General features: G+C 65.1%; 12 protein-coding genes and 1 tRNA gene. 7 read left to right on the plus strand and 6 right to left on the minus strand.

Annotated features, from left to right (window positions below):
- Nucleotides 1–51 precede the first annotated feature (51 nt).
- Together serA and ACEQXE_RS11070 are read left to right on the plus strand one after the other, a co-directional pair.
- Nucleotides 52–1,635, plus strand: a complete 1,584-nt coding sequence (serA, locus tag ACEQXE_RS11065) for a phosphoglycerate dehydrogenase (RefSeq protein WP_370179315.1) — start codon at nt 52–54, stop codon at nt 1,633–1,635.
- A 39-nt stretch (nt 1,636–1,674) separates the two neighbouring features.
- The gene (locus ACEQXE_RS11070; RefSeq protein ID WP_370179317.1) at nt 1,675–2,775 is read left to right on the plus strand and encodes an ATP phosphoribosyltransferase regulatory subunit; all 1,101 of its coding nucleotides are present in this window, start codon (nt 1,675–1,677) and stop codon (nt 2,773–2,775) included.
- Here ACEQXE_RS11070 and ACEQXE_RS11075 read toward each other — a convergent pair.
- Both ACEQXE_RS11075 and ACEQXE_RS11080 read right to left on the minus strand, forming a co-directional pair.
- On the minus strand, nt 2,772–3,809 hold the full coding sequence (locus ACEQXE_RS11075) for an alpha/beta hydrolase (protein ID WP_370179319.1): 1,038 nt from the start codon (nt 3,807–3,809) through the stop codon (nt 2,772–2,774). The genes ACEQXE_RS11070 and ACEQXE_RS11075 overlap by 4 nt on opposite strands.
- Nucleotides 3,810–3,896: 87 nt before the next feature.
- The gene (locus ACEQXE_RS11080) at nt 3,897–4,718 is read right to left on the minus strand and encodes an aldo/keto reductase (protein WP_370179321.1); all 822 of its coding nucleotides are present in this window, start codon (nt 4,716–4,718) and stop codon (nt 3,897–3,899) included.
- Between the two features lie 229 nt (nt 4,719–4,947).
- On the opposite strand from ACEQXE_RS11080, the gene ACEQXE_RS11085 reads away from it, so the two are divergent.
- Both ACEQXE_RS11085 and ACEQXE_RS11090 read left to right on the plus strand, forming a co-directional pair.
- Nucleotides 4,948–6,237 carry an adenylosuccinate synthase gene (locus tag ACEQXE_RS11085; protein ID WP_370179323.1) on the plus strand — a complete coding sequence of 430 codons (1,290 nt, stop codon included), beginning with the start codon at nt 4,948–4,950 and terminating at the stop codon, nt 6,235–6,237.
- Between the two features lie 101 nt (nt 6,238–6,338).
- Nucleotides 6,339–7,364 (plus strand): MarR family transcriptional regulator, encoded by a 1,026-nt coding sequence (locus ACEQXE_RS11090; RefSeq protein WP_370179325.1) that lies wholly within the window; start codon nt 6,339–6,341, stop codon nt 7,362–7,364.
- A 7-nt stretch (nt 7,365–7,371) separates the two neighbouring features.
- Here the strand turns inward: ACEQXE_RS11090 and lysA are convergent, their stop codons facing one another.
- From lysA to argH, 3 genes are read right to left on the minus strand one after another with little or no spacing between them, the layout of a single operon-like run.
- Nucleotides 7,372–8,631, minus strand: coding sequence for a diaminopimelate decarboxylase (lysA, locus tag ACEQXE_RS11095; RefSeq protein ID WP_370179327.1), 1,260 nt, complete (start codon nt 8,629–8,631; stop codon nt 7,372–7,374).
- Nucleotides 8,632–8,643: 12 nt separating this feature from the next.
- Nucleotides 8,644–8,889 (minus strand): hypothetical protein, encoded by a 246-nt coding sequence (locus ACEQXE_RS11100; protein WP_370179329.1) that lies wholly within the window; start codon nt 8,887–8,889, stop codon nt 8,644–8,646.
- Between the two features lie 26 nt (nt 8,890–8,915).
- Nucleotides 8,916–10,337, minus strand: a complete 1,422-nt coding sequence (gene argH, locus ACEQXE_RS11105; protein WP_370179330.1) for an argininosuccinate lyase — start codon at nt 10,335–10,337, stop codon at nt 8,916–8,918.
- Between the two features lies 1 nt (nt 10,338).
- Here argH and ACEQXE_RS11110 point away from each other — a divergent pair, with 1 nt between their 5' ends.
- Both ACEQXE_RS11110 and ACEQXE_RS11115 read left to right on the plus strand, forming a co-directional pair.
- A complete protein-coding gene (locus ACEQXE_RS11110) occupies nt 10,339–10,899 on the plus strand; it encodes a TlpA family protein disulfide reductase (protein WP_372520211.1) in 561 nt (186 codons plus the stop codon).
- Nucleotides 10,900–10,984: 85 nt separating this feature from the next.
- Nucleotides 10,985–12,196, plus strand: coding sequence for a glycoside hydrolase family 27 protein (locus ACEQXE_RS11115; protein ID WP_370179332.1), 1,212 nt, complete (start codon nt 10,985–10,987; stop codon nt 12,194–12,196).
- A gap of 3 nt (nt 12,197–12,199) precedes the next feature.
- On the opposite strand, the gene ACEQXE_RS11120 is transcribed toward ACEQXE_RS11115, so the two are convergent.
- A tRNA-Val gene (locus tag ACEQXE_RS11120) sits at nt 12,200–12,275 on the minus strand.
- Between the two features lie 85 nt (nt 12,276–12,360).
- On the opposite strand from ACEQXE_RS11120, the gene ACEQXE_RS11125 reads away from it, so the two are divergent.
- Entirely contained in the window at nt 12,361–13,338 is a 978-nt protein-coding gene (locus ACEQXE_RS11125) for an asparaginase (RefSeq protein ID WP_370179334.1), read from the plus strand.
- The last annotated feature ends 43 nt before the right edge of the window (nt 13,339–13,381 follow it).

Consider the following 13,381-nt stretch of genomic DNA (forward strand, 5'->3'; position numbering starts at 1 on the left):
CGTTCGCGCTTCGACAAGCTCAGCACGAACGGCGTTGTGCGGAGTAAATCCATGACCAAACCCAAAGTCCTGATTTCCGACAAGATGAGCCCCGAAGCCGCCCGCATTTTCGAAGAGCGCGGCTGCGATGTGGACGTAAAGCCCGGCCTTTCGCCCGATGAATTGAAAGCGATCATCGGCGAATATGACGGCCTCGCCATCCGTTCCGCCACCAAGGTGACGCCCGAAATCCTCGAGGCAGCGACCAGCCTCAAGGTCATCGGCCGCGCCGGGATCGGGGTCGACAATGTCGATATTCCCGCCGCCAGCGAGCGCGGCGTGGTGGTGATGAACACGCCCTTCGGCAACTCGCTCACCACTGCCGAGCACGCCATTGCCATGCTGCTGGCGCTCGCGCGGCAGATCCCGCAGGCGAACACGCGTACGCAGGCGGGCGAGTGGCCCAAGAGCGATTTCATGGGCGTCGAGCTGACGGGCAAGACGCTCGGCCTGATCGGCGCGGGCAATATCGGCTCGATCGTCGCGAGCCGTGCGCAGGGCCTGCGCATGAAAGTGATCGCATACGATCCCTTCCTGACCGACGAGCGTGCGGTCGACCTCGGGATCGAGAAGGTGACGCTCGACGATCTGCTGCGTCGTGCGGATTGCATCACGCTGCACACTCCGCTGACCGATGAGACGCGCAATATCCTCTCGGCCGAAAACCTCGCCAAGACGAAGAAGGGCGTGCGGATCGTCAATTGCGCGCGCGGCGGGTTGATTGACGAGGCTGCACTGGCCGAGGCGCTCGACAGCGGGCATGTCGCGGGCGCGGCACTCGATGTGTTCCAGACCGAACCGGCCAAGGAAAGCCCGCTGTTCGGCAAGCCCGGCTTCATCTGCACGCCGCATCTGGGCGCCTCGACCCGCGAGGCGCAGGAGAATGTCGCGCTGCAGGTCGCCGAGCAGCTGAGCGATTTCCTGCTCACCGGCGCGGTGACCAACGCGCTCAACATGCCGAGCCTCAGCGCGGAAGAAGCCCCGCGCCTCAAGCCCTACATGCAGCTGGCTGAAAGCCTGGGCTCGCTGGTCGGGCAGCTGGCACACGGCAACCTGCCCAAGATCGCGATCGAGCTGGAAGGCGACGCGGCGGAGCTCAACCCCAAGCCGATTACCGCGGCGGTGCTGGCCGGTCTGATGCGTCGTTATTCGACAGCTGTGAACATGGTCAACGCGCCGTACCTGGCGAAAGATCGCGGGATCGAGGTGCGCGAAATCCGGTCCAGCAAGGAAGGCACCTACCAGACGCTGATCAAGGTCAGTGTCGAGACCGATGCCGGTCGCCGTTCGGTTGCGGGCACGCTGTTCGGCAAGGAAGCGCCACGGCTGGTGGAAATCTTCGGGATCGGAATCGAGGCGGAGCTGGAAGGCCATATGATCTACGTCGTCAACGACGATGCGCCGGGTTTCATCGGACGGATCGGTTCGCTGCTCGGGGATCGGGGCATCAATATCGGCACGTTCAACCTTGGCCGCCGCCAAGCGGGCGGGGAGGCTGTGCTGCTGTTGAGCCTCGACCATCCGGTGGACGATGCACTGATCGCGGAGGCCGAGGCGCTGGAAGGCGTGCGGACGGTGAAGGCGTTGTCGTTCTGATGGCTTGCCGTTGCGCCGCTGTCTGCTAGCGCGCCAGCCATGACCGACGATCTCCTGCCCGAGGGGCTGGCCGACAACCTGCCCGATCAATCCGCGCTGCTGACCCGCGCGATGCGCGCCGCACTGGAGGCGATGGACGCGCATGGATATGATCGCGTCAGCCCGCCGCTGATCGAGTTCGAAAAGTCGCTCGGCCAGCGGATGGACGGGCTGCAGACGCGCGCGATGTTCCGCTTCGTCGATCCGGCGAGCCTGCGTACGCTGGCGCTCAGGTCCGACATTACGCCGCAGATCGGGCGTATCGCAGCGACCGCGCTGGCCGACCAGCCAAGGCCGTTACGCCTGTGTTACGCGGGCGAGGTCACCCGGATCGCTGGCGACCAGCTCGATCCGGTTCGCCAGCGCCTGCAGGTCGGCGCGGAGCTGATCGGGGCGGACAGTGTCGCGGCGGCGAGCGAGGTCGTGCGTATGGCGATCGAGGCGCTGGAGGCCGTCGGTGTCGGCCCGATCTCGGTCGATTTCACGCTGCCCGATCTTGTTTCGACCCTCGCGGCAGGCCCGTTCCCGCTGGCCGAAGACCAGGCCGAGGCGGTGCGCCGCGAACTCGATACCAAGGATGCGGGCGGGTTGAAGGCCATCGGGGGCGAGGCCTTCCTGCCGCTGATCCATGCCGCCGGGCCGTTTCCCGATGCGCTCGACCGCCTGCGTGCGATCGATGCGGGCGGCGTGCTCGACAGCCGGATCGCCGGGCTGGAAGCGATTGCCGCTGCGGTGGGCGACCGCGCGCGGATCACGCTCGACCCGACCGAACGCCACGGCTTCGAATACCAGAGCTGGTTCGGATTCACGCTCTATGCCGCCAATGCCCGCGGCGCTCTGGGACGCGGCGGAACCTATCTTATCCGCGGGACGGACGAACCCGCGACCGGGTTCTCGATTTATCTCGGACAGGCGCTACCTTTGCTCGAAGCGGGGAAGCCACGCGACATGCTCTACCTGCCGCTGGGCCACGATCCCGCCGAGGCCACGCGCTTGCGCAGCGAAGGCTGGCGCACGCTCGCGGCCCTGTCCGACGATGAAGACCCACGTGCCCTTGGCTGCACACACCGGCTGGACGGTGGCGACGTTACTGCGCTCTAGCTGCCAAAGTGCGTTTTCAGCCACGCATCCACGATTGGCGTCGCTTCGTAATCCGGCTTGCCGAGCTCGCGATTGATTTCCATGTGCCCGCGCAGCCCGCGTCCGGCTACCTCGCGCAGTTCGACAGGCGTCCCCGCGCTTCTGAGCGCGGTCGCAAGGCCTTCGCTCTGCCGCTTCGCATCGGCGCGTTCGACGTGCAGGATCAGGAATGCCGGGGCATTGGGCGCCGCAGCGTGACTGGTGGGTGAAAGCGCCAACTGACGCGCTGGATCAGTGCCGAAAGCCTGTTCATACGTGTCGCCGAGCAAGGCCTGGTTCTCGCCCATCTGAGAGGGCACATCGTATCCCGCTCCGTCGAGTGGGATGATCCCTGCCACATCGTCGAACGTGAGCCCCGCACCGGCGAGATATTGCGGGTCCGTGCCCACCAGCGCCACCAGATGCGCGCCCGCGCTGTGCCCCATCAGCACCACGCGCTGCCGGTCTATCCCGAGGGTGTCGGCGCGGCGCAGCAGTTCGGCCAGCGCGGCGGCGACATCCGCTGCCTGCTGCTCGACCGTGGCGCTGGGCACGAGGCGATAATTGGTCGAGGCGAAGTGATAGCCGAGACCGGTATAATGCCCCGCCTTGTAGGCTCCGGTGGCATTGCCCTTGTCCCCGCGTTTCCAGCCGCCGCCATGAACGAAGAGCACCAGCGGCGCGTTACTCGCCGAGGCAGCATAGAAATCGAGATTTTGGAGGGGATCGCTGCCGTATGCGATCAGTTCGGCCCCGGCAGAGGATGTGGCGGCCTGCCCGGAGGCCCGCCGTTCACCGAGCCGCTCGCGCACCAGTTCGGAGACTTGCGCAGTGCATTTGCCGCTCAACCGGTCGCGTTTCTCGACAAAGCAGGACTGTATCTTGGATCGATCCATTCCGCACAGGCGCACCACCTCGCGGCGGCATTCGCGCGACAGCCTGTCCCGTGCGCTGGCGACATCGACAGCGATCACGGATGAAAGGGTGGCGACCCCCGCGAGCAGGACCAGGCGCATTGCAGGCTCCTTTGAGTAGCAAGTGCGCACAGGTTTGCCGCATGGCAAAGCAGTGTCCAGCCGTTCAATGTCGCGGATTGTCGCGCGCTACTCGTTAAGCTTGCTGGGCTCCGGACCCATACGGCCATCGGGATCGTCCAGTGCATCGATCTTCGCCATCTGATCGTCGGTCAGCTCGAAATCGAGCGCCTTGAAATTGGCTTCGATATGCGGGCGGCTGGATGCCTTGGGGATCGTGCACAGGCCGTGCTGCAGGTGCCACCGAAGGATAACCGCGCTTGCGGGCTGGCCCGTTTCATCGGCGATGTTTGTGATCGCGTCGCGCGAGAGGCCTTCGCCCTGGCCGAGCGGGGACCAGCTTTGCGTCACGATGCCCATATCATCATGCACCTTGCGCAGATGTCGCTGCTGGAAGCTGGGATGCAGTTCGATCTGGTTGAGCGCGGGCGTCACACCCGTTTCCTCGACGATCCGCTTCAGGTCTTCCTCGCGGAAGTTGGACACGCCGATGCTTTTCGCTTTGCCGGCATCGCGCAGTTCGATCAGCGCCTTCCACGTCTCCACGAACAGGCCCTTGTCCGGGCAAGGCCAATGGATCAGCAGCATGTCGACATGGTCGCGGCCCAGCCGTTCGAGGCACTTGTCCGCTGCTTTCAGGGTGCGGTCGTATCCCTGGCTCTCGTTCCAGATCTTCGTCTGCAGGAAAATGTCCGACCAGTCGCCGATTCCTTCGCCCACGCCGCGCTCGTTCTGGTAGATCGCGGCCGTGTCGATCATCCAGTAGCCGACGTCGATTGCGGTGCGCACCGCTTCGGGCGCCTTGTCGTCCTCGATCTGCCAGGTACCGAAGCCGAGTTGCGGAAGCTGGCGGCCATCGTTGAGGGTGAGGGTGGGGTAGTCTTTGCGCATGAATTCTCCTTTTGCACTCTCAACACACGCGGCCCCTGAAATGTCCCGGTTTCCGGCAATAAAGCGTTTCCTACCCGTGGCGCGCGTGCCATAGGCCCGCGCTTGCGCGCGGTGTGTTTTTCCGGGCCGGGGATTTCACGCTTAAGACACTGTGTCAGGTGTGTCAGGCCCTCTCGCTTTCGCCTCTGTCGGGGCGGGGCGCGGCAAGATTTTCGAAGGAGTGTGAGCTTTGGCCAACGTAACCGTGATCGGCGCCCAGTGGGGCGACGAGGGCAAGGGCAAGATTGTCGACTGGCTGGCGAGCCGTGCCGATGCCGTCGTGCGTTTCCAGGGCGGACACAATGCGGGCCACACGCTGGTGGTCGACGGCACGACCTACAAGATTTCGCTGGTGCCTTCGGGCATCGTAACCGGCACGCTGTCGCTGATCGGCAATGGCGTGGTGCTCGACCCGTGGGCGCTGAAATCCGAGATCGAGAAGCTGGAAGGGCAGGGCGTGACGATCACGGCGGACAACTTCGCCGTGGCCGACAATTGCCCGCTGATCCTGCCGCTCCACCGTGATCTTGATGGCCTGCGCGAAACAGCGGCAGGCAGCGGCAAGATCGGGACCACCGGGCGCGGGATCGGCCCCGCCTATGAAGACAAGGTGGGCCGCCGCGCGATCCGCGTGTGCGATCTTGCGCATCTCGACGAAATCGAACCGCAGCTGGACCGGCTGTGCGCGCACCACGATGCGCTGCGCGCCGGTTTCGACGAGCCGCCGATCGACCGCGAAGCACTGATTGCCGAGCTGCGAGAGATTGCACCTTTCGTGCTGCAATTCGCACAGCCGGTATGGAAGCGGCTCAAGAAGGTGCGCAAGGCGGGCGCGCGCGTGCTGTTCGAAGGGGCGCAGGGCGTGCTGCTCGATGTCGATCACGGCACCTATCCCTTCGTCACCAGTTCTAACACGGTGAGCGGTACGGCGGCGAGCGGTTCGGGCCTCGGCCCCAATGCCACCGGCTTCGTGCTCGGCATTACCAAGGCCTACACCACGCGGGTGGGCTCCGGCCCGTTCCCGACCGAACTGGAAGACGAGATCGGGCAGGGGCTGGGCGAGCGCGGCCACGAGTTCGGCGTCGTCACCGGGCGCAAGCGGCGCGTGGGCTGGTTCGATGCGGTGCTGGTGCGCCAGACCTGCTCGATAGCGGGCGTGACCGGCATTGCACTGACCAAGATCGACGTGCTCGACGGGATGGACACGGTGAAGATCTGCACCGGCTATCGCCTCGACGGGCGCATCTTCGATTACCTTCCCAGCCATGCGGCAAGCCAGGCGCGCTGCGAACCGATCTACGAAGAGATGGAAGGCTGGAGCGAAAGCACGGCGGGGGCACGCAGCTGGGCGGACCTGCCCGCCAACGCGATCAAGTATATCAGCCGCATCCAGGAACTGATCGAGTGCCCGGTGGCGCTGGTTTCGACCAGCCCGGAGCGTGAGGATACGATCCTGGTGCGCGATCCGTTCGAGGACTGATCCCGCAGACTTCCGGGCAAAGTTCCTCCGGATCGGAGGCAGTTGACACATTCCCCATTTGTTCTCATGAATACAGCGAGAACAAATGGGGAATACGAATCATGTTGCAGGCAGAATGCGCAGTCGACCGACCAAGCTATGAGCCTGTGAGCGACGCGGCCGGTTTGCCGGTGGCGATTTCGCTGTTTGCCGATCGCACCTACCTGCGCACCCAGATGCTCGACGATGCCGGGTTGGCGGGTTTCCGGGTGGTGCAGGCAGAGCCGCTCGCCGCGATGGAAGACGGAACTGCACGCGTGCTGGGCGACATCGTGATGGTCGATGCGCCTGCCGCCGATGCGCCCACGCTCGCCATGCTGGAGCGGCTGGCGCAGCGGATTGCGCGTTCGGGCGGGCAGCTGATCGTCTCGACCCGGATCGGCGCGCTCGAGCCTGTGATGGTGGCGGCGAGTGCGTGCGAGCCTGCCCTGCTGGTCGAGCCGGGTCGCTCGGAACGGCTGGTGGCTTTCGGTGAGGCCCTCGCGAGGATTGCGGGGCGCCGGGTGCGCGAACTGTCCGAGGATGATCGGGTGATGGTGTTGCGGCTGGTCGAACGGGTGAGCGCCCTGGCCGAGAGGCTGGACGGGCTGACCGGTGACAGCGTGCCGGCAGACGGGGCCAGCGCCTTTGCCTTCGGTACGGGCACCCCTGCAAGCGGTAGCCTGCGCGAACATCTGCCCGACCAATCGGGTGACGAGCACCCGCATAAAGATCACCGGCATGAAGAGGAGCCGCCACCTCTGCCCGATCCGCGCCGCGTGCGTGCGGTGATCCGCAAGCGGCAATTGCGCGCGCGGTTCTTCGACGCGAGCCTGTTTGCCGATCCGGCGTGGGACATCCTGCTCGACCTGACTGCCGCGCATGCGGAGGGGCGCCGCGTGTCTGTCACATCCCTGTGCATCGCGAGCGGGGTTCCGCCAACCACGGCGCTGCGATGGATTTCGCAGATGACGCAGCAGGGGCTGCTGCGCCGCGAGGACGACCAGGTAGACAGGCGCCGCGCGTTCGTGGCGCTGAGCGATACGGCGCTGTCTGCGATGTCCCGCTATTTCGAGGCGGCGGGTTCGCCCATCGGGGCCGGTGTCTGAACCGGTACTACGAAAGCCAGTCCGGCACCCGCTCTGCGTCCATGATCGCACCCGCATCGATTCGGTCCGCCACCACCGCGAACCGATCCCCGCTGACGAGCACTTCGGGCACGAAGCCGCGCGAATTGTACGAAGACGCCATCGTCGCGCCATAGGCCCCGGCGGTTCGGAACACGGCCAGGTCGCCAGCCGCAAGCTTCGGGCAGTCCCGGTCCCGCGCGAAGGTGTCTCCCGTTTCGCAAATGGGCCCGACGATGTTGGCAACCTGCCGTTCGGACGTTTCGGCTACGGATTCGAAATCGTGCCATGCACCATACAATGCGGGTCGAGCGAGGTCGTTCATCGCCGCATCGACGATCACGAATGGGGCCGAGAGTCCGTCTTTCACGCGGATCACCCGGGTCAGCAGCACGCCGGCATTGCCCGCGATCACGCGTCCGGGTTCGAACACCAGCTGTACATCCCAACCGGCGGTGACGCGCGCAACCATCGCGCCGTAGTCTGCGGGGCTGGGGAAGGCCTCGCCCGCCTTGTAAGGGACGCCCAGCCCCCCGCCCAGATCGACGCGGGAGATGGTGTGGCCTTGCTCGCGAAGCATGCGCAGGAGCTCGCCGATCTTGGTGAACGCGGTCTCAAGCGGTTCCAGCGTGCCCAACTGGCTGCCTATATGAAGGGCCAGCCCTTCAAGCGCGAGGCCCGGCAGTCCCGCGAGGTCTGCGAACACGTCGGCGGCGTGATGCAGCGGTACACCGAACTTGTTGTCCGCCTTTCCGGTACTGATCTTCTCGTGCGTGCCGGCATCGACATCGGGATTGATCCGCAGCGCGGCGCGGGCGTGTTCACCGCGTGCATGCGCCAGCGCCGCTAGCTCGATGCCTTCTTCGCGCGATTCGATGTTGAACTGGGCTATTCCCGTATCGAGCCCCAGTTCCAGCTCGGCCCGCGTCTTGCCGACGCCCGAGAACACGATTTTGTCCGGCGCCATTCCTGCGGCGAGCGCGCGTCGCAGTTCGCCGCCCGAGACGACATCCGCGCCAAACCCTTCGCCTTGCAGCACGCGCAAGACAGCAAGGTTGGGATTGGCCTTCACCGCAAAGACGATGAGGGGGTTAATGAGGGCGCTCAGCCCTTCGCGAAACACACGAGCATGCCGCTGCAAGGTGGCAAGCGAATAGACGTAGACCGGAGTCCCCACCGCATCGGCAATCGCGGGCAAGGGTACATCCTCGGCATGTAGGACGCCGCTCTTGTGCGTGAAATGATCCATGTTTGCAGGTGCCTATTCGGGCGGGATGTCGAACGGATCGTCTTCGCGTTCTTCCGATTCCGTACGCAATTCGGTGTCGCGCTCGGGCACCGCGATGACATCGGGCTTCAGCAGGTCTGCCGCCGTGGGCTGGGCAGGGCTGCCGTAAGGCGCGGGCGGCAAGCTGGCGCCGGGCGGCGGCTCGAGATCGGATCGCTGGCCGCAGGCGCACAGCGCGAGCGGCAGCAGGCAGGCAATCGGGATGAGGCGGATGCGCATTGTCTCTCGAACGGTCTTTCGCAGCGTCAATCGATGCCGAGCGCGGTCTTGGCGGCGGCTACCTGCTCGCGTACCCGATCGGGCGCGGTTCCGCCATAGCTGCGGCGCGACGCGACCGAACCTTCCAGAGACAGGTGGGTGAGTGCCTCGGTCGTCACGCGCGGGTCGATCGCGGCGAGATCGTCCGCCGTCAGTTCGGCCAGCGCGCAGCCCTTCGCATCGGCCCGCGCAACCGCTGCGCCGGTGATGTGATGTGCCTCACGGAAGGGCACGCCCGCTTCGCGCACCAGCCAGTCGGCCAGGTCGGTTGCCGTTGCATGGCCACTGCCCGCCAGCGCGAACATCCGCTCGGTATTGAACTGCGCCCCGGCAATCATGCCCTCGCACGCGGCGAGCGACAGGGTGAGCAGGCTGTGCGCCTCGAACACGGGCGGCTTGTCGTCCTGCATGTCCTTTGCATAGGCGAGGGGCAGGCCCTTCATCGTGATCGAAAGCGCGGTCGCGCAGCCGATGATCCGCCCCGCATGGCCGCGGACCAGCTCTGCCGCGTCGGGGTTCTTTTTCTGCGGCATGATCGAACTGCCGGTCGAAAGACTGTCGGGCAGGCGGATGAAGCCGAAAGGCTGGCTGGCCCAGATGATGATCTCTTCCGCCAGCCGCGAGAGGTGGATGCTGACGAGACTAGCGGCGTGCAGGTAATCCATCGCGAAATCGCGGTCGGACACGGTGTCGAGGCTGTTGGACGTAGGCTGCGCGAAACCCAGGGCCTTGGCGGTCGCCTCACGGTCGAGATCGAACCCGGTCCCGGCCAGCGCGGCGGCGCCCAGCGGACACTCGTCCAGCCGTTCGCGCGCAGCAGAAAACCGCATCCGATCACGCCGCAGCATCTCGTAATAGGCCATCAGGTGATGGCCCAGCGTGACGGGCTGTGCGGCCTGCAAATGGGTGAAGCCGGGCATGATATCGCCCGCATGTTCCTCGGCGCGTAGGACCAACGAGTGCTGCACCGCTGCCAGCCCGGCGTCGATCTGGTCGATAGCCTCGCGCACCCACAGCTTGAAATCGGTCGCCACCTGGTCATTGCGGCTGCGCGCCGTGTGGAGGCGCCCCGCGACCGGCCCGATCAGTTCGGTCAGCCGTGCCTCGACCGTCATGTGAATGTCTTCGAGATCCCAGTCCTCGGGCACTCCGTCTCGCTCGTATTCGGCGGCGATCGCCTGCAAGCCATCGTCGATGGTCTTCGCGTCGTCTTGCGAAAGGATCCCTTGCGCGGCCAGCATGCTCACATGCGCGCGGCTGCCGGCGATATCCTGACGCCACAGCGCCTTGTCGAACGGGATCGAAGCGTTGATTTCGCGCATGATCGCGCTAGGCCCACCATCGAAGCGGCCGCCCCACATGGCGTTGCTGCCTGCTTTACCGGAGTTGCCAGTGTTCCGTTCCGCCATAGTGCCCGCGCTCTTCGCCATCCTGATATTGAGCGGTTGCGATAGGGAGCCGCAGGAAACCCCGCAAGAGAGCGAAATCGGCAAAAGTAAGGGCGATGAAGCACGGGTTGGGGAAATCGATCCGCGTTTTGCGGGTGAGCTGATGCCTGCTGCCCGGCTGGTAGACCCGCAGGGCGAGGAATTGAACCTGGGTGCATTGCAGGGCCGACCGGTGCTGGTGAACCTGTGGGCGACCTGGTGTGTGCCGTGCATCAAGGAAATGCCGCTGCTGGACGAGCTGGCGGTCGACTATGATGGCGAAATGTCGGTCGTCACGATCAGCCAGGATATGGGCGATCCTGCCAAGGTGGCGACGTTCTTTGCCGTTAACGAGCTCGCCAACCTGCCGCAATGGATCGATCCGCAGCTGGCGCTGGGTGACGCGATGGGTGCGGCGACATTGCCGACGACCGTGCTTTACGATCCGACCGGGCAGGAAGTCTGGCGCGTAACCGGCGATTTCGACTGGTCCAGCGAGGAGGCGCGCGCAGCCATCGACGAGGCATTGCAGTCCGAAGGATAGAGTGCTCCACTCGTATCGGGAACGTACGGGGAGTTGGATGATGCGAAGTTTGATTGGCCGAGTATTCCAAGGGGCTTTTGCGACAGTGGCGTCGGCCATCGTCCTTGGCAGCCTCTCTGCTACGCCGGGCGCCGCGCAAAAGATCGAAGGGCTGGCACCGACCCCGCCGATGGGGTGGAACAGCTGGAACCATTACGGCTGCAATATCGACGAGACGCTGATCCGCGAAACCGCCGACGCGCTGGTTTCCTCCGGCCTGCGAGATGCTGGCTATGTCAACGTCAACCTCGACGATTGCTGGCATGGCGAGCGGGACGGGAACGGCAATATCCAGCCCGATCCCGAACGCTTCCCGTCCGGGATGAAGGCTCTGGGCGACTATCTGCATGCCCGCGGGCTCAAGTTCGGCATCTACAGCGATGCGGGGACGCAGACCTGCGCCGGACGACCCGGGAGCCAGGGCTACGAGTTCCAGGATGCGCGTCGCTATGCCGAGTGGGGTGTCGACTATATCAAGTATGACTGGTGCAACACGGGCAAGGGTGACGAACAGCGCAATCCGCGCGAGGCGTATCGCACGATGAGCCGCGCGATTGCGGCCTCGGGCCGTCCAATGGTGCTGTCCGTGTGCGAGTGGGGCGACAACGAGCCGTGGCTATGGGCCGGACAATACGGCCATTTGTGGCGCACCACCGGCGACATCATCAATTGCTGGGATTGCACCGTGGGGCACGGATCATGGTCCAGTTCGGGCATCCTTCCGATCCTCGACCAGCAGGACAAGCTGCGCAGCTTTGGCGGGCCAGACAAGTGGAACGACCCCGACATGATGGAGGTCGGCAACCTGCCGACACTTGCCGAAAACCGCTCTCACTTCGCAATGTGGGCGATGCTCGCCGCGCCCCTGATTATCGGGAGCGACGTGCCCGGCATGACGCCGGAAATTACGGCGATCCTTGCCAATAAGCGGCTCATCGCGATCAATCAGGACCCGCTCGGACGCGGGGCGATGAAATGGATCGCAACGCCCGATTGGGAAATCTGGGCGAAGCCCCTGGCCGATGGAGAGTGGGCGATCGCGCTGCTCAACCGCGGGGATGAAGCGCAATCGATCTCGATCGACTGGGCCGCGGTCGAGCTGAAGGACGATACGTTCGGCCATCGCGCCGAGTTTGCGCAGCGATCCTATACGCTGACCGACGCGTGGTCGGGAAAAGCCGCAGGAGACACCCAAACCGCGCTCACTCGAAAGGTGGGCCCGCGCGACACGGCGGTGTTCCGGTTGAGACCAATCTAGGAATGGTGGGCGATGACAGGCTCGAACTGCCGACATCTTCGGTGTAAACGAAGCGCTCTACCAACTGAGCTAATCGCCCTGATCCTTTCAGGAGGGCACGCTATCTAGCGTGCGAAAGTTCAAAATCAATTGAAAGCGTGCAGCTAAGCGTTAGGTCGCGGCCCATGACAACCCCACGCATCCTCGTCCTCGCCACCGGAGGTACCATCGCCGGGCAGGCTGGCGACGCGATGCGGGCGGATTACCGCCCCGGCCAGATCGGGATCGAGACCTATCTGGAACAGGCCAGCGTGCTGGGCATCGCGGCCGAATTCACCGGACGGCAGATCGCCAATATCGGGTCCGAGGATATCGACGCCTCCATCTGGTCGCGTTTGCATGCGGAAATCGATCTCGCGATGCGCGACGACAGCGTGGATGCCGTGATCGTGACCCACGGGACGGATACGGCGGAGGAAACCGCGTTCCTGCTCGACCTGACATTGCCAAGCACCAAGCCGGTCGTGCTGGTCGGCGCGATGCGGCCTGCCGATGCGGTGGGTTATGACGGGATGCGCAACTTTGCCAATGCGGCGCGCGTTGCAGGCGATGCCGAAGCGCCTGGGCGCGGCGTGCTGGTGGTGATGGGCGACCGGGTGCATTCGGCGCGCGACGTGCGCAAGGCGGAGACCCGCGCGACCGAGGCGTTTCGCGGTTTCCCGAGGGAGTCCGTTGCAATTGTCACGCCTTCGCGGCTCGACTGGTTCGGCGCGCCTTGGCGGGTGGACGACACCGCCTCGCTGCGTTTCCTGCCGCTGCCCGAAGTGCCGATCCTGGCGATCTATGCCGGGATGAGTGCCGCTGCGGCCTCAAGGCAGCTTTCGGACGACCCGGCCGGGATCGTCGTGTCCGGGGTAGGGGAAGGAAACATGCCCGATCCCGTCCGCCAGGTGCTGGTCCAGCATGCACGGCGCGGCGCACTGGTCGTGCGCGCAAGCCGCACGGATCAGGGGCTGGTCGATCCCGTGCCGGACGACCTTGAGGACGGCTTCGTCGCAGCACGTGCGCTCGGCCCGCCCAAGGCGCGAGTGCTGACTGCGCTGCTAGTGGCCAACGGCATTTCGGACCCCGCAAAGGCCCAGCGCTACTTCGACGAGCGCTGAGCCACGACACCTCCCCTCCCTTGAGGGAGGGGCTGGGGGTGGG

This window comes from Alteriqipengyuania sp., assembly GCF_964222115.1.
Classification (GTDB): domain Bacteria; phylum Pseudomonadota; class Alphaproteobacteria; order Sphingomonadales; family Sphingomonadaceae; genus Alteriqipengyuania.

What these genes read in the sequence shown, in the direction of transcription:
- serA (WP_370179315.1), top strand. Translation starts at nt 52, where the DNA reads ATGACCAAACCCAAAGTCCTGATTTCCGACAAGATGAGCCCCGAAGCC.
- ACEQXE_RS11070 (WP_370179317.1), top strand. Translation starts at nt 1,675, where the DNA reads ATGACCGACGATCTCCTGCCCGAGGGGCTGGCCGACAACCTGCCCGAT.
- ACEQXE_RS11075 (WP_370179319.1), bottom strand. Translation starts at nt 3,809, where the DNA reads ATGCGCCTGGTCCTGCTCGCGGGGGTCGCCACCCTTTCATCCGTGATC.
- ACEQXE_RS11080 (WP_370179321.1), bottom strand. Translation starts at nt 4,718, where the DNA reads ATGCGCAAAGACTACCCCACCCTCACCCTCAACGATGGCCGCCAGCTT.
- ACEQXE_RS11090 (WP_370179325.1), top strand. Translation starts at nt 6,339, where the DNA reads ATGTTGCAGGCAGAATGCGCAGTCGACCGACCAAGCTATGAGCCTGTG.
- lysA (WP_370179327.1), bottom strand. Translation starts at nt 8,631, where the DNA reads ATGGATCATTTCACGCACAAGAGCGGCGTCCTACATGCCGAGGATGTA.
- ACEQXE_RS11100 (WP_370179329.1), bottom strand. Translation starts at nt 8,889, where the DNA reads ATGCGCATCCGCCTCATCCCGATTGCCTGCCTGCTGCCGCTCGCGCTG.
- argH (WP_370179330.1), bottom strand. Translation starts at nt 10,337, where the DNA reads ATGGCGGAACGGAACACTGGCAACTCCGGTAAAGCAGGCAGCAACGCC.
- ACEQXE_RS11125 (WP_370179334.1), top strand. Translation starts at nt 12,361, where the DNA reads ATGACAACCCCACGCATCCTCGTCCTCGCCACCGGAGGTACCATCGCC.